Annotated in this window: 18 protein-coding genes and 1 tRNA gene; 5 read left to right on the top strand and 14 right to left on the bottom strand. The window is 69.0% G+C overall.

Going from position 1 to position 19,124, the window contains the following annotated elements; all coding sequences use genetic code 11:
* Positions 1 to 43 precede the first annotated feature (43 nt).
* The 5 genes from AB7E03_RS17610 to topA are packed head-to-tail and all read right to left on the bottom strand — an operon-like array spanning position 44 to position 6,937.
* Positions 44 to 736 carry a TetR family transcriptional regulator gene (locus AB7E03_RS17610; protein ID WP_441783754.1) on the bottom strand — a complete coding sequence of 231 codons (693 nt, stop codon included), beginning with the start codon at positions 734 to 736 and terminating at the stop codon, positions 44 to 46.
* Between the two features lie 51 nt (positions 737 to 787).
* Entirely contained in the window at positions 788 to 2,344 is a 1,557-nt protein-coding gene (locus AB7E03_RS17605; protein ID WP_489942615.1) for an alpha/beta hydrolase, read from the bottom strand.
* Positions 2,341 to 3,531 carry a DNA polymerase III subunit delta' gene (locus AB7E03_RS17600; RefSeq protein ID WP_489942614.1) on the bottom strand — a complete coding sequence of 397 codons (1,191 nt, stop codon included), beginning with the start codon at positions 3,529 to 3,531 and terminating at the stop codon, positions 2,341 to 2,343. Before AB7E03_RS17600 ends, AB7E03_RS17605 begins: the two co-directional genes overlap by 4 nt.
* A gap of 44 nt (positions 3,532 to 3,575) precedes the next feature.
* Positions 3,576 to 4,196 (bottom strand): dTMP kinase, encoded by a 621-nt coding sequence (gene tmk, locus AB7E03_RS17595; protein WP_489942613.1) that lies wholly within the window; start codon positions 4,194 to 4,196, stop codon positions 3,576 to 3,578.
* Positions 4,193 to 6,937, bottom strand: a complete 2,745-nt coding sequence (topA, locus tag AB7E03_RS17590) for a type I DNA topoisomerase (protein ID WP_489942612.1) — start codon at positions 6,935 to 6,937, stop codon at positions 4,193 to 4,195. Before topA ends, tmk begins: the two co-directional genes overlap by 4 nt.
* Positions 6,938 to 7,220: 283 nt before the next feature.
* Between topA and AB7E03_RS17585 the strand changes: the two genes are divergently transcribed.
* Entirely contained in the window at positions 7,221 to 7,466 is a 246-nt protein-coding gene (locus AB7E03_RS17585; RefSeq protein WP_489942611.1) for a hypothetical protein, read from the top strand.
* A gap of 18 nt (positions 7,467 to 7,484) precedes the next feature.
* Here the strand turns inward: AB7E03_RS17585 and AB7E03_RS17580 are convergent, their stop codons facing one another.
* The 5 genes from AB7E03_RS17580 to AB7E03_RS17560 form a co-directional block, all read right to left on the bottom strand.
* A complete protein-coding gene (locus AB7E03_RS17580) occupies positions 7,485 to 7,877 on the bottom strand; it encodes an Rv3654c family TadE-like protein (protein WP_489942610.1) in 393 nt (130 codons plus the stop codon).
* On the bottom strand, positions 7,874 to 8,179 hold the full coding sequence (locus AB7E03_RS17575; protein ID WP_489942609.1) for a hypothetical protein: 306 nt from the start codon (positions 8,177 to 8,179) through the stop codon (positions 7,874 to 7,876). The genes AB7E03_RS17580 and AB7E03_RS17575 overlap by 4 nt, the downstream gene beginning before the upstream one ends.
* Positions 8,180 to 8,234: 55 nt before the next feature.
* A complete protein-coding gene (locus AB7E03_RS17570) occupies positions 8,235 to 8,429 on the bottom strand; it encodes a DUF4244 domain-containing protein (RefSeq protein WP_489942608.1) in 195 nt (64 codons plus the stop codon).
* An 87-nt stretch (positions 8,430 to 8,516) separates the two neighbouring features.
* A complete protein-coding gene (locus AB7E03_RS17565; protein WP_489942607.1) occupies positions 8,517 to 9,422 on the bottom strand; it encodes a type II secretion system F family protein in 906 nt (301 codons plus the stop codon).
* Between the two features lie 52 nt (positions 9,423 to 9,474).
* Positions 9,475 to 10,461, bottom strand: coding sequence for a TadA family conjugal transfer-associated ATPase (locus tag AB7E03_RS17560; protein WP_489942606.1), 987 nt, complete (start codon positions 10,459 to 10,461; stop codon positions 9,475 to 9,477).
* 372 nt (positions 10,462 to 10,833) lie between these two features.
* Here AB7E03_RS17560 and acs point away from each other — a divergent pair, with 372 nt between their 5' ends.
* Positions 10,834 to 12,783 (top strand): acetate--CoA ligase, encoded by a 1,950-nt coding sequence (gene acs, locus AB7E03_RS17555; RefSeq protein ID WP_489942605.1) that lies wholly within the window; start codon positions 10,834 to 10,836, stop codon positions 12,781 to 12,783.
* Between the two features lie 69 nt (positions 12,784 to 12,852).
* On the opposite strand, the gene AB7E03_RS17550 is transcribed toward acs, so the two are convergent.
* Both AB7E03_RS17550 and sp36 read right to left on the bottom strand, forming a co-directional pair.
* Positions 12,853 to 13,323, bottom strand: a complete 471-nt coding sequence (locus tag AB7E03_RS17550) for a RidA family protein (protein ID WP_489942604.1) — start codon at positions 13,321 to 13,323, stop codon at positions 12,853 to 12,855.
* The gene (gene sp36 / locus AB7E03_RS17545) at positions 13,323 to 13,490 is read right to left on the bottom strand and encodes a Sp36 family protein (RefSeq protein WP_489942603.1); all 168 of its coding nucleotides are present in this window, start codon (positions 13,488 to 13,490) and stop codon (positions 13,323 to 13,325) included. Before sp36 ends, AB7E03_RS17550 begins: the two co-directional genes overlap by 1 nt.
* 81 nt (positions 13,491 to 13,571) lie before the next feature.
* Between sp36 and AB7E03_RS17540 the strand changes: the two genes are divergently transcribed.
* The 3 genes from AB7E03_RS17540 (at position 13,572) to AB7E03_RS17530 (ending at position 17,221) form a co-directional block, all read left to right on the top strand.
* A complete protein-coding gene (locus AB7E03_RS17540) occupies positions 13,572 to 16,103 on the top strand; it encodes a transglycosylase domain-containing protein (protein WP_489942602.1) in 2,532 nt (843 codons plus the stop codon).
* A complete protein-coding gene (locus AB7E03_RS17535; protein WP_489942601.1) occupies positions 16,103 to 17,083 on the top strand; it encodes a metallophosphoesterase in 981 nt (326 codons plus the stop codon). Before AB7E03_RS17540 ends, AB7E03_RS17535 begins: the two co-directional genes overlap by 1 nt.
* 64 nt (positions 17,084 to 17,147) lie before the next feature.
* Positions 17,148 to 17,221 (top strand) — tRNA-Pro (locus tag AB7E03_RS17530).
* Between the two features lie 137 nt (positions 17,222 to 17,358).
* On the opposite strand, the gene msuE is transcribed toward AB7E03_RS17530, so the two are convergent.
* Both msuE and AB7E03_RS17520 read right to left on the bottom strand, forming a co-directional pair.
* Positions 17,359 to 17,949: an FMN reductase gene (gene msuE, locus AB7E03_RS17525; RefSeq protein WP_441783738.1), complete on the bottom strand. Its 591-nt coding sequence runs from the start codon at positions 17,947 to 17,949 to the stop codon at positions 17,359 to 17,361.
* A gap of 87 nt (positions 17,950 to 18,036) precedes the next feature.
* Positions 18,037 to 19,053, bottom strand: a complete 1,017-nt coding sequence (locus AB7E03_RS17520; protein ID WP_489942600.1) for an LLM class flavin-dependent oxidoreductase — start codon at positions 19,051 to 19,053, stop codon at positions 18,037 to 18,039.
* Between the last annotated feature and the right edge of the window lie 71 nt (positions 19,054 to 19,124).

The following is a 19,124-nucleotide window of genomic DNA, read 5'->3' as shown; positions in this document are numbered from 1 at the left end:
TACCCGATCCTGCGCGGGCGTGAGTACAGGGACGAACGGCGGCTCAGCGGACCTGGTTGCCGAGGGCGGCGAGCTGTTCGAAGGAGCTGCGCAGACGGTCGGCGAGGGGCTCGACACCCCCGTGATCGGCCCAGCACGACCAGGCGTGCCGCATCCCCGCGAAGGCGACGTAGGTGACCAATCTGGCCCGCTGGTGGAGCGCCTCGGGATCGTCGGCCAAAGCCGGATCGTCGTGCGCCAGGCGCCGCTGCACGACGCCGCTCAGCGCATCCTCGAACGAGTGCATGCTGGCCATCCGCAACGCGAACAGTTCCGGGTTGTCCTTCAGGAGCGCCCGGCGCAGCGTGTGCAGCTGCTGCATGCTGACGGGACCGGCATCCGTCTCCCCCGGGCCACTGCCTCCGGTGTCGCCGACGTCGATCGACGCGGTGAGGAGAATGCTGATGCCTGCGAGGATGGGCTCGGCCGGGCCGGCCGCGATGAACCTCTCGATGCTCTCCTCGTCGGGGAGCTCGGGCAGCTCGCCGATGATGGCGCTCTCCTTCGACGGGAAATAGTTGAAGAAGGTGCGCGGCGACACGTTGGCGACGTGGCTGATCTCATCGATCGTGACGCGGTCGAAGCCGCGCTCGCTTGCGAGCTCGACGGCGGCGAGCTGGATGGAACGGCGGGTCGCGATGCGCTTGCGCTCGCGGAGTCCCAGCTCGCTCAGTGTGGAATCGGGGGCCACTGACACGCCTCGATTATTTCATTCTCTGCAAAATTGCACCACTCTACCGGGGTGCGGTCAGCAGGTCTTTCCCTGCGCGGGAAGAGTTCCCTCGACCAGGTAGGCGTCGACCGTGTCATTGACGCACGAGTTGGACTTGTTGTACGCCGTGTGCCCCTCCCCCTTGTATGTCAGGAGGTGGCCGTTCTGGAGCTCGGAGGCGAGGTTCTTCGCCCAGACGTACGGCGTCGCGGGGTCGTTCGTGGTGCCGACGACGAGGATGGGCGCGGAGCCGTCCGCCGAGATGGGGCCGCGCTGGCCGGTGGCCTTGTAGGGCCAGTTCGCGCAACCGATGTCGCCGTACGCCATGTACGGGCCGATCACCGGGGCCGCCTTCGCGAGCTCTGCGGCCTGCTGACGCATCAGGGCCGGGTCGGCGTCGTAGGTGTAGTCGAGGCAGTTGATCGCGACGAACGCTTCGGTGGAGTTGTCGGAGTACGTGCCATCGGATGATCGGTTGTTGTACGTGTCGGCGAGCGTGAAGGCCACCGCGGCGCTCCCCTTCATGACCGTTTCGAACAGCTTGTCGAGGTACGACCATGCTGTCGCGTCGTACAGCGGGGTGATGATCGCGGTGACCAGGGTGTTCGCGCCGAGCTCGCGGCCGTCCGAGTTGCGGATGGGGCTCTTCTCCACGGCGGCCAGCAGCTGCCCGACGGTACCCATGGCGTCGTCGACCGTCCCGCTGAACGGGCAGTCCTTCCGGGTCAGGCAGTCGGTGAGGTACGCCCGCAGCGCGCTCTCGAATCCCTTCGCCTGCACTTCGGTCACCTCGAAGTTGGAGGCGGCCGGGTCCAGGGCCCCGTCGAGCACGAGTCGCCCTGTCTTCCCCGGGTACAGGCCGGCGTACACGGTGCCCAGGTAGGTGCCGTACGAATAGCCGAGGTAGTTCAGTTTCTTGTCACCCAGGGTCGCGCGCAGCAGGTCCAGATCACGGGCGGCGCTCACTGTGTCGAGCTTCGGCAGGGGCGCACCCGTGTTCTTCTGGCAGGCCTCCCCGAAGTCCTTGGCGATCGTCGTGTTCTCGGCGATCCACTGGTCGGACCCCCGCTGGCCGGGCGTGATGCCGTAGAGGTACTGGTCCATCTTCTCGGCGTCATAGCACTTCACGGCGGTCGAGCGCCCGACACCGCGGGGGTCGAACCCGACGATGTCGAAGTGCTTCTGCAGGGTCTTGTCGGCGACGAAGTCGACCGAGTCCTTCACGAAGTCGAAGCCGGAGGCTCCGGGGCCGCCGGGGTTCGTCAGCAAGGACCCCTGCTTGGTGCCTGTGGCGGGCTGGCGGATGAGGGCCAGCTTGATCTCGCCGGCACCCGGGTCGTTCCAGTCCAGCGGCGCCCGTGCGGTGGCGCACTGCTTGCCGTCCGAGCAGTCGGTCCAGGTGAGCACCTGGCCGTAGTACGGCTGCAGGGCGGCCGGAACGTCGTCACGCGTGGGGGTGGAGGTGGTGACCGTCTTCTGCGGGAGGAACCAGGTCACACAACCGGTGAGCGTCAGTGCGACGATCGCCGCGAGCGCGACGACGACCGTGCGTGCGGCGTGCCGGCGAGCCGGGCGGCCGGGTCGGGTGATCACAGGTCGGTCCCCTTTCGCGCGTTGGTCCCGCGCAGGATCGTGGTCAGCATGGCCTCGAGGGCGAGGGCCGGAGCGACGTTGCCGTCGATGCGTTCGCGCGCGGTCGCCACAGCATCCATCGCCGCGAGCGTAGCGGCCGGAGTCGTGCGGGCGCTGAGAGCGTCGAGTTCACGTCGCAGCTCGCGGTTGACCAGCTCGCTCTCGCTGCCCAGCTGGATCATCATGACGTCGCGGTACAGGGAGAGCAGGTCGACCAGGATGCGGTCGATCCCGTCGCGGAGGCTGCGGGTGGCCCTGCGCTTCTGGTCGTCCTCCAGCTGCCGGAGCTGCCCGCGAAGGGCCGGCGGGATCGTTCCGCCGGGCTCGATGCCCAGGGAGCGCAGCGCGTGCTCGCGCTCCTCCGCGTCGCGCTCCTCCGTGATCGCCTTGGCGTCGGCGCCCGCGATCTCAAGCAGCGTGGCGGCTGCGAGGACCGCGCCGGACACCGAGCGGATGCCGAGGGCCAGTTCCAGCGTCCGGTCGCGGCGGCTCCTGGCCTCCTCGTGGGTGGCGAGCCGGTGCGCCATGCCGATGTGGCTCTGCGCGTGCCGCGCGGCGCGTTCCGCCGTCTCGGCGTCCACCCCGTCGCGTCGTTCGATGAGGCGGGCGACGTCGCCGACGGTCGGGACGCGGAGGCGCACCGTGCGGACCCGGGAGCGGATCGTCGGCAGCAGGTCGGCGTCGCTCGGCGCGCAGAGGATCCAGACCGTCCGCTCGGGCGGCTCCTCGAGGGCCTTGAGCAGGACGTTGGAGGTGCGCTCCGTCATCCGGTCGGCGTCTTCGATCACCATCACCCGGTAGCGCCCGACCGACGGGGCGAACTGGGAGCTGGCGACCAGCGAACGCACCTCGTCGATGGAGATGATCACGCGTTCCGTGCTGAGCACGGCGAGGTCGGGGTGGGTGCGTGCCTGCACTTGGCGCGCCGCGGCGAGGTCGCCCTCCGGCGTCCCGGGGCTGAGGAGCGCCGTAGCGAATGCGTAGGCCAGGTTCGAGCGGCCGGAACCGGGCGGCCCCGTGATCAGCCAGGAGTGGGTCATCCCGCGGCCCGGCGCACCACCGGAATCGCCGGCGCCCGAGCCTTCTGCGGCAGCGCGGACGACGTCGATCGCCTCGTCCTGACCCGTCAGGTCGTCCCACACCGTCATGGTCTCCAGGCTAGCTGGCACCGCGGACACCATCGCTCCGCGGGTCAGACGCGGGCGGCGAGCCGGTCGCGGATCTCGGCCGCGATCTCCTCGACCGGCCGTCCGGCGTCGACGACCAGGAAGCGGTCCGGCTCCTGCTCGGCCAGCCCGAGGTAGCCGGCTCTGACGCGCGCGTGGAAGTCGGATCGCTCCGCCTCCAACCGGTCGTAGCGGGTGCGGGCGGTGTCGAGGCGGGCGCGTGCGGCATCCTCGTCGAGGTCGAGCAGGATGGTCAGGTCGGGCAGGAGGCCTTCGGCCGCCCAGAGCGACAGGTCGCGGATCTGCTGCGCGTCGAGCACCCGCCCGGCGCCCTGGTAGGCGACCGAGGAGTCGATGTAGCGGTCCTGGACGACGACCTCGCCGCGCGCCAGCGCCGGCCGGACGACGGTCGCGATGTGGTGCGCCCGGTCGGCCGCGTAGAGCAGAGCTTCCGCCCGCGGAGCGATGTCGCCGCGGTGGTGCAGAACGATCTCCCGGATCTCGACCCCCGCGTCGGTCCCCCCCGGTTCACGGGTGCGGATGACGGTGCGGCCGAGCCCTCTCAGCCACTCCTCGAGCAGGGCGGCCTGGGTGGACTTCCCCACGCCGTCGCCGCCCTCGAGTGTGATGAAGAGGCCCCCGCTCACTCGGCGGTCTTCTTCGCGGCGGGCTTCTTCGCAGCCGGCTTCTTGGCGGCCGGCTTCTTGGCCGGGGCGGCTTTCCTGGCCGGCTTCTTGGCTGGGGCCTTGGCGCGCTTGTCGGCGAGCAGCTGGACGGCGCGGGCGAAGTCGACCTCGTCGACGGTCTCGCCGCGCGGAATCGTCGCGTTCGTCTCGCCATCGGTCACGTACGGGCCGAAACGGCCGTCCTTGACGCGAATGGGCTTGCCACTGACCGGGTCGGCCTCGAACTCCTTGAGCGCACTGGAGGCACGACGGTTGCCGTACTTCGGCTGAGCGAAGAGTTCCAGGGCGCCCGCGAGGTCCACCTCGAAGATGTCGTCCTCGCTCGGCAGGGAACGGGTGTCCGTCCCCTTCTTCAGGTACGGACCGTAGCGACCGTTCTGCGCCTGGATCTCGTCTCCGCTTTCGGGATCGGCTCCGACGACGCGGGGCAGGTCGAGCAGCTTGAGTGCGGTGTCGAGATCGATCGAGCCGAGGTCCATCGACTTGAAAAGGGATGCGGTGCGCGGCTTCGCCGCTGCCGCCTTCTTGGTGCGCTTCGCCGGTTCCGTCACCTCGCCGGTCTTGGCGTCGGCGGTGGGCTCCTCTTCCGGGTCGGCCTCCGTGACGTAGGGGCCGAAGCGCCCGTCCTTGGCGAGGACGAGCTTACCGTTCTCCGGGTTCGCACCGAGCACGCGGTCGGTCTGCACCGGGGCCTCGATGAGTTCGTGCGCCTTGGCAGGCGTGAGCTCGTCGGGGGCGAGCTCCGGCGGGATGTTGACCCGTCGCGGCGGGGCATCGGGACCCGCTTCGGGGTCGGCGACCTCGAGATACGGGCCGTACTTGCCGATGCGGAGCGTCACGCCCTCGTCGATGGCGATGGAGTTGATGCTCCGCGCGTCGATCTCGCCGAGGTTGTCAATGACCCTGCGGAGGCCCTTGTGCTTGTCGCTTCCGAAGTAGAAGCTGTTCAGCCAGTCGACCCGTTCTGCCGCGCCGTCGGCGATGCGGTCGAGGTCGTCCTCCATCTCGGCGGTGAAGTCGTACTGGACGAGGTCGCCGAAGTAGTCCTCCAGCAGCCGCACGACCGAGAAGGCGACCCAGCTGGGCACGAGCGCCTGGCCGCGCTGGGTGACGTAGCCGCGGTCGATGATGGTGGAGATGATGCTGGCGAACGTCGAGGGCCGCCCGATCCCCAGCTCTTCCAGGCTCTTCACCAGGCTCGCCTCTGTGTAGCGGGGCGGAGGCGTGGTCTCGTGGCCGTCGGCCGCCACATCCTGAACGCTGAGGGGCTGCTTCTCGGTGAGCGGCGGCAGCTTGGCCTCTGCCGCGTCGGACGCGTTGCGCTCTTCGTCCTTGCTCTCTTCGTAGGCGTTGAGGAAGCCGCGGAACGTGATCACCGTGCCGCTCGCCGTGAACTCGGCGACCGAACCATCGAGCGGACCGTCCGTGACGCGCGCCTGCACGGTCACCGAGGCGGTCTGCCCCTTGGCGTCGGCCATCTGGGAGGCGACCGTCCGCTTCCAGATCAGGTCGTAGAGCCTGAACTCCGGTCCGCGCAGCGAGCGCTCCAGCTCGGCCGGCGTGCGGAACGTCTCGCCGGACGGACGGATCGCCTCGTGGGCCTCCTGGGCGTTCTTGCTCTTGGAGGCGTAGGTGCGCGGCTTGACCGGAACGGTCTCGGGACCGTACAGCTTCGCTGCCTGCGTCCGCGCCGCGTTCGTCGCCTGCTGCGACAGCGACGCGGAGTCGGTGCGCATATAGGTGATGTAGCCGTTCTCGTACAGGGTCTGTGCGACGCTCATCGTCTGCCGGGCGGAGAAGCGGAGCTTGCGCGCCGCCTCCTGTTGGAGGGTGGAGGTGGTGAACGGCGCTGCCGGCCGGCGCGAGTACGGCTTGGAGTCGACTTTCGAGACGGCGACGTCGGTGCTGGGCTGGCGGATCGCCGCAGCGAGCGCGGTCGCGGATGCCTCGTCGAGAGTGCGTGCCCCAGAGGTGAGACGGCCGTGGTCGTCGAAGTCGCGGCCTGTTGCGACGCGGTCGCCGTCGAGCCGGGCGAGCCTGGCGTCGAACGGGTTGGCACCCTCGGGTGCGAGCTGGGCTGTCAGCCCCCAATACGACGCCGGCACGAATGCGAGGCGTTCACGCTCCCGGTCGACGACGAGACGGGTCGCAGCGGACTGCACGCGGCCCGCGGACAGGCCGGGGCCGACCTTTCGCCAGAGCACCGGTGAGACCTCGTAGCCGTAGAGCCGGTCGAGGATGCGACGGGTCTCCTGCGCGTCGACCAGCGCGGTGTCGATCTCGCGGGTGTTGTCGCGGGCCTGCTCGATCGCTTCGCGGGTGATCTCGTGGAACACCATCCGCTTGACGGGAACGTTCGGCTTCAGGACCTCGACCAGGTGCCACGCGATGGCTTCGCCCTCGCGGTCCTCATCCGTCGCGAGGAGGAGTTCGTCGGCGTTCTTGAGCGCGCGCTTCAGGTCGGCGACCGTCTTCTTCTTCTGGTCGGATACCACGTAGTAGGGCTCGAACTCGTTCTCCACATCAACCGAGAACTTCCCCAGCGACCCCTTTTTGAGCTCCGGGGGCAGGTTCTTCGGCTCGATGAGGTCGCGGATGTGCCCGACCGAGGCCATGACCTCGTAGCCGTCGCCCAGGTACTGGGCGATCGACTTCACCTTGTTCGGTGACTCGACGATGACGAGCTTCTTCGTGTCAGACACCTGACTCCTCTTAATATGCACGCACTGTGTCGCCACAGCTGACTGTGTCGGGTTCCGACCGGACGGCGTGGCGCGCTCCCCCTGCAGACGCCGATCCACTCGAGACGTGGTCCGTGCGGCCGACAGGCAAACCATACACACCTTCACCGCTTGTCCGCCTAATCGAGTCATCGACGTTCGCCGTGGGCGCAGAGTTCGCAATTCCGCGGCGTCCGCGCCTCAGAGCCGCGGGAGCACGACCCGAGGTCTATGCCGCGTCGACGCTCCGGAGGACAATAAGGGCATGGCAACGACGACGACGTACACCGCCAAATTGATCGACGGTCCTCTCGAGGGAAAGACGATCTCGACCGGTTTCCTCGATTCCGGAGACGCCCGACCTCGCTTGGAGATCTCCGCTCTACAGGGCTCGAAGCACTACCTCTATATCCGCGCCTCGGGTGCCGAACTCGAGTTCGCATCCGACGACGGCCACGGCCGGGGACCGACGGCCGTCTCGTACCGCTACCTCGAGACCGTCTTCGACTGACTCCGGGCCCCACGCACGTCACCCGGGACTCCATTCGGCTCCGCGGGGCGGTCCCGCTCGCGCGGACACGGATGCGCTGAGACCGGCATACGGCACGGCCACGGTGACTGTGACGACCACACCCGCCTGGTCGCAGGCGGCGAGGCCGGCGCCGTTCGCCTCCGCGATGGATGCTGCCGTGTCGCACGGCACGCCCGGAGCGCGTCCGCTCACGATGTCGGCGGCGGCGAGCGCCGCGAGGTCGGCAGCGGCAGCCGCCCGAGCGTGTGCCGCCCCTGCGCCCACCACCAGGAAGGCCCCGGCTGCCAGCGTGAGCACGGCGCACAGTATGCCCAGCGCCAGGACAGACCCGCTCCCCCGGTCGTCGAGGATCGTTGCGCGTGCAAAGCGCCGGAGGCGGCTCTCGGTCACCGTGCACCTCCTTCGTCCAGCGCGCACGCCCGAGCGCTCAACCGAACGCCGATCCGGCTGAGGGTCGCGTCTTCTGCCGCCGTCAGTCGCACGCAGACCGTGCTCCCGGCCCGTTCCACGCCCATCCCCGCTCCGCCCGGGATGGGGGCCGCCGCCGGATCGTCGCCCCGGCCCGCCAGCCGGGCTGCCGCTGCAGCACCGGCTGTCAGCGCACCCAGCTGAGCGGAGCCGGACACAGCGCCAACGCACAGTGCGAGACAGGCGAGCACTGCCGGCAGTGCGACGGCGAACTCGGCGGTCACACTGCCGCGGTCGGAGCGCCACCTTCGCCGACGCGTTCTGTGACTCATCTGCGGCTCACCCACCGGAGAGTGCACGATGCACCAGCTCGGACAGGATGGCTTTCACCTCGTCGCCCTTCAGCAAGGCGACCAGGAGGCCTGCGAAGCCGACCGCGGCGAGGATCGTAATCGCGTATTCCGCCGTGGCCGCGCCCCGATCCTCGCGCAGCCGCCGCTGCATACTGCGTACCTTCTCGATCACCTGGACCATGGGAGCCCCTCTCGTCGTTCTGCTTCCGTTTCCATCCTTCGTCCGGGCCCGCCGGCAGAGAGGGCATCCCCTTCATCTGTGCAGAAGTCACCAGAGGCCCGTCGTTGTGGACGAGAGCAGCGACAGCACCAGCGGCGCCACGGCGAGGAGCAGAAAGCTGGGCAGCACGCAGAGGCCGAGCGGGAGCAGCAGCCTCACGCCCAGCGTCGCCGCAGACCGTCGAGCGTCGGCGCGGGCGGAGCGTCGCTGCTGGCGCGCCGCCGCTGTCAACAACTCCGCGGCCGGTGCGCCCGCGGAGGCTGCGAGGTCGATCACCGCCCGTACGGGACCGTCGTCGTTCGCGGGGAGCCCCGCAGCGGCCGTCGCCGCCCGTGCGGTCTCGATCGCGGCCTCTGCGGACGCGCCGCCGGCGAGTGCAACGGCGACGAGTTCCTCCAACTGACCGGCCGTGTGCTTGCGGGCAAGCGCGCCGACCACGAGTGCGCGCATCCACCACCGCCCGCCGAACAGGAGCAGCAGCCCCGTCCCGACCGCCAGCGCACCGGCAGTCGACGTCACGGTACCGATGAGGTCGGCACCCAGCGCCACCGTCATCGCGACTCCGACCGCGGGAAGCCACGAGATCAGCCGCGCGGTCGCACGCGGTCCGCTGAGTGCCACGTCGGCCTCCCGCTCGGCTTCCGCGACATCGCGCAGCGTCTCGCCGACCGTCCGCAGGGCGTGCCCGAGAGGCGCGCCGGAGCGCTCCGCGACCCTCCAGGCGGCAGCGATCATGCGCACGTCCTCCGTGCTCGCCGCGTCGAGCAGCGCACGCGCGCACGACGGCTGACTCGCCAGCGCGCTCACCACGCGGGCCGCGACGGGATGCACGCGATGCGCTGCCGTCGCTGTCCATGCCGATCGCGGGCTCAACCCCGCGTCGAGTAGCACTGCGAGAGACTCGGCCAGCGCTGCCGTCGCGTCGGCTGCCTCGCCGGGCTTCTGCCGCTTCACGGTCCGCACTCGCGACGGAATCGGCCTCCCCGACCCTCACCCGGTGTCTCACTCACTCCGAGGCCTTGCCCGGGGCGTCCACCGTGACGGTCAGCCGCCCCTCCCGGTCGAGGCGCAGCCGGCCGAATCCCGAGAGGCGCCGGACACCGTCCACTCGCTCCAGGTGGACCACGAGCCCGATCGCGCTGACCGCTTGACGCGCGAGCGCCTGTTCGCCGAGCCCGGCGAGCGCGCCCAGCGCCTCGAGCCTCGCGGGCACATCCTCGAGCGAATTCGCGTGCATCGTGCCTGCGCCGCCGTCGTGACCGGTGTTGAGCGCTCCGAGGAGATCGCGCACTTCTTCTCCTCGGCACTCTCCGAGTACCAGGCGGTCGGGCCTCATCCGCAGCGCCTCACGGACCAGACGTCGCAGGTCGACCCCTCCCGCGCCTTCGAGGTTCGGCTGGCGCGTCTCGAGCCCGACCACATGCGGGTGCTGGATGCGGAGCTCGGCGACATCTTCGATCACGACGATCCTCTCCCCCGGCGGTGCATTGCCCAGCAGCGCCGCAAGCAGGGTCGTCTTGCCCGCTCCGCCGGCGCCGGTGATGAGCAGGTTCGTCCGGGCGCGCACGGCCGCCAGGAGCCGGTCACGGCCGGCCGACGGCATCCCGCCGCCCGCGACGAGGTCGTCGAGAGACGGCTGACTGCGCCGGGGCACACGAATCGACAGGAGGGCTCCGCCGGTCGACACGGGTGGGAGCACGGCGTGCACGCGGACTCCCCCTCGCAGGCGAACGTCGACGAACGGCGTCGCCTCGTCGATGTGCCGCCCGCCCGCCGCGATCAGGCGAACCGCCAACTCCCGGGCCTCCTGCGGGCCGGCACGCCACCCGTTCTCGCGCCGCAGGCCGTCAGGCGGCCCGTCGCTCCACAGTTCGCCCCCACCGGTCAGGAACAGGTCCGTGATGCCCGGGCGCAACAGGTACGGGGCCAGCGGCCCGAAGGTGCGCCAGAGCCCCGGCTCGCGCGACTCGTCGCCGCTCTCGTCAGTACTCATGCGGTCAGTAGTCATGCCGTCAGTAGTCATGCGGCGAGGCTACGAAGGGAGACGGCCGGCCGGTCGTCATCACCGAGAACGGTGGACAACCGAGCAGATCGCTGACCTGTGGACGAGTCACAGCGCGGAAATCCGCGTTAAAAAGAGGGGGGCCGCACCTATTGGGGGGAACAGGTGCGGCCACTGCGGCGCAGGATTGGGGGGAATCGATTGCGCCGCACGCACGAATTTACATTCGGCCGGGGTCCAGTTTACGCAGAATCGATGCAAACGCAAGTCTTCTGGGGCGGCCCTCACAGCAGGTTGTAGAGTCAGGCATTGTCGCGCCACGACTCGAAACGACCGCATCGCAAAGGAGCGAAAAGACTCCCCATGAGCAACACAATCGACAACCTGCTCCACGAAGCCCGCCGATTCCCGCCGAGCGACGAATTCGCCGCCGACGCGATCGCCGACGCCGGCCTCTACGAGCGCGCGGCCGCGGACCGCCTGGGCTTCTGGGCGGACCAGGCACGCGAGCTGATCCACTGGCACACCCCCTTCACCCGCACCCTCGACTGGAGCGAGCCTCCCTTCGCCAAGTGGTTCGACGACGGCGAGCTCAACGTCGCATACAACTGCCTCGACCGCCATGTCCTCGCCGGCAACGGCGACCGTGTGGCGATCCACTGGGAGGGCGAGCCAGGCGACTCGCGCTCGATCACCTACGCCGAGCTGACGGCCGAAGTGAAGAAGGCGGCCAATCTGCTCACGAGCCTCGGCATCCGCGCAGGGGATCGCGTCGCGATCTACCTCCCGATGATCCCGGAGGCCGTCATCGCGATGCTGGCCGTCGCCCGGATCGGCGCCGTCCACTCGGTGGTCTTCGGCGGGTTCAGCGCCGAGAGCCTGCGGTCGCGGATCGACGACGCGGAGGCGAAGCTCGTCATCACCGCGGACGGCGGCTGGCGCAAGGGCCGCGTCTTCCCGCTCAAGGACGCCGTGGATGCAGCCCTCACCGGCGAGGCGACCACCGTCGAGCACGTGCTCGTCGTGAAGCGCGGCGAGAACGAGGTCGCGTGGACCGAGGGCCGGGACCTGTGGTGGCACGACGAGATCGCCCTGGTGGATGCCGACCACGTCGCGAAGGCGTTCCCGGCCGAGCAGCCGCTGTTCATCCTGTACACCTCCGGCACGACGGGGAAGCCGAAGGGCATCCTGCACACCTCGGGCGGCTACCTGACGCAGTCGTCCTTCACGCAGAAATTCGTCTTCGACCTGCACCCGGAGTCGGACGTCTACTGGTGCAGCGCCGATGTCGGCTGGATCACGGGGCACACGTACGTCGTCTACGGCCCGCTCGCGAACGGCGCGACGCAGGTCATGTACGAGGGCACGCCCGAGACCCCGCATCCCGGCCGCTGGTGGGAGATCATCGAGAAGTACAAGGTCTCCATCTTCTACACCGCCCCGACCGCGATCCGCTCGTTCATGAAGATCGGCCGGCAGCACCCGCAGAAGTTCGACCTGTCGAGCCTGCGCGTGCTGGGTTCGGTCGGTGAGCCGATCAATCCAGAGGCGTGGATGTGGTACCGCGAGGTCATCGGCGGCGATCAGACCCCCATCGTCGACACCTGGTGGCAGACGGAGACCGGCGCGATCATGGTCTCGGCCCTGCCCGGAGTGACCACGCTGAAGCCGGGCAGCGCACAGGTGCCGCTGCCCGGAATCTCCATCGACATCCTCGATGAGACCGGGACACCCGTCGGCAAGGACCAGGGCGGCCTGCTCGTGGTCACCGAACCGTGGCCGAGCATGCTCCGCGGCATCTGGGGCGACCCGGAGCGCTTCAAGGAGACCTATTGGTCGAAGTTCGGCGACAAGTACTTCGCCGGCGACGGCGCCCGGTACGACATGGACGGCGACATCTGGTTGCTGGGCCGTGTGGACGACGTCATGAACGTCTCCGGACACCGCCTCTCCACGGCGGAGATCGAGTCGGCGCTGGTCGCGCATCCCTTCACGGCCGAGGCCGCGGTGGTGGGCGCCAACGACGAGACGACCGGTCAGGCCGTGGTGGCGTTCGTCATCATCAAGCAGAACCAGCTGGAGCAGGCCGGCGCGATGGATGTGGCAGCCGAGCTGCGCAAACACGTCGCCGAGCAGATCGGTGCGATCGCCCGCCCGCGCGACATCTTCATCGTCACGGAGCTGCCGAAGACCCGTTCCGGCAAGATCATGCGGCGCCTGCTGCGGGATGTGGCGGAGGGTCGCGAGGTCGGCGACACGACGACCCTCGCCGACACGGCCGTGATGAGCTCGATCCAGGCCAAGCTCTCGTAGCGAGCTGCGGGCACGACGAAGGGGCGGCGCCAGCGGTGCCGCCCCTTCGTCGTTCGTTCGTGCGGCGCGTCAGTCGACCGCGAGCACCAGCTCCACCTCGACCGGGGAGTCGAGCGGCAGCACCGCGACGCCCACCGCCGATCGCGCGTGCACTCCGGCGTCACCGAAGATCTCACCGAGCACCTCCGAGGCGCCGTTGATCACGCCGGGCTGACCGGTGAACGCGGGGTCGGACGCCACGAACCCGACGACCTTCACCACGCGGCGGACGCGGTCGAGCGACCCGAGGACGCTCTTCGCCGCAGCCAGGGCGTTCAGCGCCGAGATGCGTGCGTACTCCTTGGCATCGGCGGCCGAGACGAGGCCGTGCCCTTCGCCGACCTTGCCGGTGGCGGGCAGCGCGCCCGACACCATCGGGAGCTGCCCCGACGTGTACACGTACGAGCCGTCCAGGACCGCGGGGGTATATGCGGCTACGGGCGGGACGACGTCGGGCAGTTCGATCCCGAGCTGCGCGAGACGCGCCTCCACGTCGGCCATCAGGCCTGCTCCTCATCCTGCAGCGGGCGCTTGAGGTAGGCGACGAGGCCGCCCTCCGGGCCGGTGACGACCTGCACCAGCTCCCATCCCTCCGAACCCCAGTTGTTCAGAATCGCTGCAGTGTTGTGGATCATCAGCGGGGTGGTCAGGTACTCCCAGCGCGGCATCGTGCTCCTCGAATCGGGGGATTTTGCAGGTTCATCACCTACTCTGATCCTATGTCTGCGCAAAAACCACAGGCTAGAGGTGTGCTCGGCGCCGCCGGTGCTTTCATCGGCATGAGTGTTGTGGCCGGTCTTCTGGTCACCGCCGCCGTCACCCCCGCGATCGCGGTCACGGGTATGGCCGCCAATAACAGCATCGGTGTGTTCGAAGGTCTCCCGGAGTACCTGAACATCGATCAGCTCGCCCAGCCGACCACCATCTATGCGAAGAACGGCGACCAGGATGTGCCCCTGGCGACCTTCTACTCCCAGAACCGCCTCCCGGTCGCGTTCAACCAGATCTCCCAGGCGGCCAAGGATGCGGCCATCGCGGGTGAGGACCCTCGCTTCTACAGCCATGGCGGCGTCGACATCCAGGGCACCGTCCGCGGTGTCCTCTCGACCGTCGGCGGCGGCAGCGTCCAGGGCGGATCCTCGATCACCCAGCAGTACGTGAAGAACGTGCTCCTGCAGAAGTGCGAGGCGCTCCCGGTCAAGTCCAAGGAGCAGAAGGCCAAGTACCAGGACTGCGTCACCGAATCGACCGGTGTCTCCCCTGACCGCAAGGTCAAGGAGATGAAGTACGCGATCGGCATCGAGAAGAAGTTCACCAAGGACCAGATCCTGGTGGGCTACCTGAACATCGCCGGATTCGGCGGCTCGGTGTACGGCATCGAGGCGGCTGCGCGCTACTACTACAACACCACCGCCGCGGCGCTGACTCCCGCTCAGGCGGCGAGCCTGGTCGCGATCGTGAACGAGCCCACGAGCCTGAAGATCGACAGTCCGGACTCCAAGGACAACGGTGCGGCCAACGGCTACGCGAAGAACAAAGAGCGTCGCGATTACATCCTTCAGAAGATGTACCAGTACAAGAAGCTGACCAAGACGCAGTACGACGAGGCGGTCAAGACCCCGATCCAGCCGGTCATCACCCCGTCGGTGCGCGGCTGCCAGACCGCGGGCGGGTCGGCGTACTTCTGCGACTACGTGCAGAAGACCATCCTCAACGACCCGACCTTCGGCGCCGACGAGGACACCCGCGCGTCCAACTTCAACCGCGGCGGCTTCAAGATCTACACCTCCCTCGACCTCCAGCTGCAGCAGACCGCCGAGGAGACCATCGCCTCCTACGTGCCGCCGTCGTACGACAGGGCCAACCTCGGTGGCGTGCTGACCGGCGTGCAGCCGGGCACCGGCCGTGTGCTCTACATGGCGCAGAACAAGAAGTACAGCCAGGACCCCGACGTGCTGAACACCAGCACCGACTACACCTCGGTGAACTACGCCACCGATCAGGCCTACGGCGGATCCAACGGCTTCCAGGTCGGCTCGACGTACAAGGTCTTCACGCTCGCCGAGTGGCTGAAGCAGGGCCACTCGCTGAACGAGAGCGTGAACGCGAACGTCCGCACCTACGACCAGTCGAGGTTCAAGGACAGCTGCCCGGGAGCCGCCTGGGGCGGCCCGTGGAAGCCGACCAACGACTCCGGCGGCGAGGAAGGCATCCGGAGCGCCCAGAACGCGACCACGAACTCGATCAACACCGCATTCGTCGCGATGGCGTACCAGCTTGACCTCTGCGAGATCAAGAAGGATGCCGAATCCTTCGGTGTCCACACCGCGACCGGTGCCCCCTTGGACAGCAACCCTGCCTCAGTGCTCGGTACGAACAACATCGCACCACTCACCATGGCCACCGCCTTCGCGGGCATCGCCAACAACGGCCTGACCTGCACCCCGATCGTGATCGACAAGATCATCGACGGCACCGGCAAGGAGGTCCCACCGCCGGCCACGAAGTGCTCCCAGGCTGTCGACCCCGCCGTCGCGAACACCATGGCGAAGGCGCTCCAGGGCCCGCTCCAGGGCGGAACCGCCGCGGGGATGAACCGCACCGGCAAGGACATGCTCGGTAAGACCGGCACGACGGACGGCAACGAGCAGCTCTGGCTGGTCGCCGCCACCACGAAGGTCGCCGGTGCGTACTGGGTCGGCAACATCACCGGCCACGTGGACATGCGCCGGATCTTCCCGACGCACGGCACCACTCCCGCCATCGCTCGTACCGCGGTCATGCGGAACATGATGACCGCCGCGGTCGCCAAGTACGGCGGCGACGACTTCCCCGCGGCGCCCGACAAGCTCACGCGCGGCGTACAGGTCGCCATTCCGGATCTGACCGGCAAGACGCCCGACGAGGCGAAGTCCATCCTCACCGGCCTGGGTCTCGACTCGGCCGACGGCGGACCGCAGGACTCGGTGGCGCCGGCGGGAACGATTTCCGGAACTGATCCGGGGCCCGGCACCCAGGTGAGCAAGGGCACCCCGATCACGCTCTTCACGAGCAACGGGTCCCTTGTCGCCGTGCCGAACGTGGTCGGTCAGAAGTACGGGGATGCGCTGGCCGCACTCACGGCGGCGGGATTCAAGGTCAAGACCGCGGGCGGCAACAGTCCAACGGCGACCGTGCAGTCTCAGGACCCTGCGGGCGGTTCGGCCGCGAAGCCGGGCAGCCAGGTGACGCTGGCGCTCTCAGCGGCCAGCGGTGCGCCGACCCCGGGCGCGGGCGGCTAGTGGCTCGCGGAGGTCTTCATCCCGCGGCGTCCGCCCTGGCCCTCGTGGCGGGGGCGGGCGCTGCGGCGTTCGCGTACGGTTCGCTGGTCGAGCGTCGCGCGTACACCCTGCGAGAGGTGAGCGCGCCGGTCCTCCCTGCAGGCGCCGAGCCCATCCGCGTGCTGCACCTCTCCGACCTGCACATGGCTCCGTGGCAGCGCGACAAGCAGGAGTGGATCCGCTCCCTCGCCCGCCTGAAGCCGGATCTGATCGTCGAGACAGGCGACGTGCTCGGCCACGAGCACGGGCTGGAAGGCGTCCGAGCCGCTTACGAGGGCTTCCAGGGCATCCCCGGCGTCTTCGTCCACGGCTCCAACGACTACTTCGGACCGCAGTTCAAGAACCCGCTCAAGTACTTCCTGGGGCCGTCGAAGAAGCGGCCCTCTGTCGCGCCGCGACTCGACACCGCATCGCTGACCGCGTTCTTCCGCGATCTCGGCTGGCTGGACCTGGACAACCGGGCCGCGGCGCTCGAGGTCCGAGGCACCTACCTGGAGTTCTTCGGCGTCGACGACCCGCACATCCGCTTCGACCGGGTGGAGGCCATCCCGGGCGCACTCGATGAACTGCGCGAAGACGACCCGTTCTCCGACGACAACACCTGGCCGGACGAGGGGCCTCGCCCTGAGCGGCAGACCGTCACGCTCGGCGTCGTCCATGCGCCGTACCGCCGGGTGCTCGATGCGTTCGTGACCTACGGCGCCGCCATGATCTTCGCCGGGCACACGCACGGCGGACAGGTGTGCGTGCCCGGGTTCGGCGCACTGGTCACGAACTGCGACGTCCCGCGCAGCCAGGTCAAAGGGTTGAGCGTCTGGCGTCACGCCTTCCGTTCGGCCTACCTCAACGTGTCGGCGGGCCTGGGCACCTCGATCTTCGCTCCAGTGCGTTTCGCCTGCCGGCCGGAGGCGACGCTCGTCACCCTGACCGCCGCACCCTGAGCCCAGTTCAGCGGTCGCTGTGGTCATGAGCGGCGCTGCGCTCGTGTATCCTGGATGAGGCCTTCGGGGTGTGGCGCAGCTTGGTAGCGCGCTTCGTTCGGGACGAAGAGGCCGCAGGTTCAAATCCTGTCACCCCGACGTAGTGAAAAAGCCGGTGGGCACGAGGATCGCGAAGCGATCACGTGCCCACCGGCTTTTTTCACTGCTCGCTGCTGTCTAATGGGGTCCCCGCAGCGGCGTTTGGGGAGCGCGCGGGGCGCACCCGACCATGCATCCTAGAACGCGTCGGGACGAGCGAACTCGGGCTCCGGGAACCGCGACGCGTCGCTGTCCGAGCGGATCAGCGGCAGGGTGCGCGAGACCGCCGTGTCGATGCGGTCGCGGAGGTCCTGCGAGCTGATCTCGTAGTCGGCGAAGTCGCTTTCGGCCGCGTAGATGCCGAGGGGCAGGGTCAGCGACTGGAAGAAGCCGAACAGGGGCCGCATCTGGTGCTCCACCAGGAGGGCGTGGCGATCGCTGCCGCCCGTGGCGGTGAGGACGATCGGCTTGTCGACGAGGGCGTACTGGCCGACGTGGTCGAAGAACAGCTTGAAGAGGCCGGTGTAGGTGGCCCGATACGCGGGTGAGCCGACGACGAGGATGTCGGCGTTCTCGACCGCCTCCAGCGCCTCGATGACGACTGGGCTGAGGCTACTGCGGAACGGGCCCGCGCCGAGTTCCGGCAGCAGGGGCGCGAGCCGGATCGTGCGCGAGACCCCGCCGACGGCGTCGGCGTACGAGCGCGCGACCTCATCGACCAGCACGGTGGTGCGCGACGGGTGGGTGGGGCTTCCGCTCACTCCGACCACGTTGAGTGGATGCGACATGTGGGAACCGCCTTTTGCTCGGGACGGGGATGTGGCCCAACGGTACCCGGCGAGGCGCACCGCCGCGCGGTCGACCGTCACGGTCCGTCATGCTGCGGGGTACAGCTCCCGGACGATCTCGAGCGAACGGATGCGGCCCTCCACGGTCGCTGCCCCCGACGAGACCATCAGCTCGTCCACCTGGGTCGACGCCAGCAGGGAGTCGAGCCGGGCCTTCACCTCGTCGGGGGTCCCGACGGCCTGGCGCGCGTTCCGGTTGGCGATGAACTCCTCCTCCAGGGGGCTGAACTCGTAGGCGAGAGCCTCCTCGACGCTGACCGGCTCGGGCTTCAGCCCTCGGCGCATCCGCAGGAACGACAGCTGGCCCGGGAGGGACAGCGCGCGCACCGTCTCAGGGTCGTCGTCGGAGACGACGTTGACGGCGATCATCGTGTGCGGTTCGGCGAGCAGGTCGCTCGGCTCGAACCGCGAACGGTAGAGGTCCAGCGCCGCCTCGGTGTTCTCCCCAGCGAAGTGGTGGGCGAAGGCGAATCGGATGCCGAGCGCCGCAGCGACCTGAGCGCTGTATCCGCTCGAGCCGAGGAGCCAGATCTGTGGGGCGTCGCCGAGGCCCGGGATGGCGGTCACACCGTGCAGCGGATTGGCGTCGCTCACCCCGCCGTAGAAGAAGCCGAACAGGTCGAGCAGCTGCTGCGGGAAGTCTTCGACGCCGAGCCCCTCGGCGCTGCGCCGGAGCGCCATCGCGGTCGCCCCGTCGGTCCCGGGCGCGCGCCCGATTCCGAGGTCGATGCGGTCGCCGTACAGGGCACGGAGCGTTCCGAACTGTTCTGCGACGACGAGCGGGGCGTGGTTGGGCAGCATGACGCCGCCGCTGCCGACCCGGATGCGCTCGGTGGCCGCTGCGACTCCGGCGATCAGCACCGCCGGCGCGCTGGAGGCGATGGCCGGCATTCCGTGGTGCTCGGCGACCCAGAACCGGTCGTAGCCGAGGCGCTCAGCGGCCTGCGCGAGCTGCACGGTGCCGGCGACGGCGTCGGAGTTGGTCCCTCCGGCCGGACGGCTGGCGAGATCGAGGACGTTGAGGGGGATCCTGGTGGCGCTCACTCCAGGTGTAACGCACTCCTCACACAGTGATTCCCGGCCCGGCCACGAAGGCCGGACCGGGAATCATCGAT

Source organism: Leifsonia sp. RCC_180 (assembly GCF_058138205.1).
Note: the sequence above shows the minus strand (reverse complement) of the source record. Positions and strands in the feature narration are given on the sequence as shown.

Excerpts from the sequence above, each read along its gene's own strand:
- AB7E03_RS17600 (WP_489942614.1), bottom strand. The coding sequence starts at position 3,531 with ATGACGGTGTGGGACGACCTGACGGGTCAGGACGAGGCGATCGACGTC.
- AB7E03_RS17585 (WP_489942611.1), top strand. The coding sequence starts at position 7,221 with ATGGCAACGACGACGACGTACACCGCCAAATTGATCGACGGTCCTCTC.
- AB7E03_RS17570 (WP_489942608.1), bottom strand. The coding sequence starts at position 8,429 with ATGGTCCAGGTGATCGAGAAGGTACGCAGTATGCAGCGGCGGCTGCGC.
- AB7E03_RS17560 (WP_489942606.1), bottom strand. The coding sequence starts at position 10,461 with ATGAGTACTGACGAGAGCGGCGACGAGTCGCGCGAGCCGGGGCTCTGG.
- acs (WP_489942605.1), top strand. The coding sequence starts at position 10,834 with ATGAGCAACACAATCGACAACCTGCTCCACGAAGCCCGCCGATTCCCG.
- AB7E03_RS17550 (WP_489942604.1), bottom strand. The coding sequence starts at position 13,323 with ATGGCCGACGTGGAGGCGCGTCTCGCGCAGCTCGGGATCGAACTGCCC.
- sp36 (WP_489942603.1), bottom strand. The coding sequence starts at position 13,490 with ATGCCGCGCTGGGAGTACCTGACCACCCCGCTGATGATCCACAACACT.
- msuE (WP_441783738.1), bottom strand. The coding sequence starts at position 17,949 with ATGTCGCATCCACTCAACGTGGTCGGAGTGAGCGGAAGCCCCACCCAC.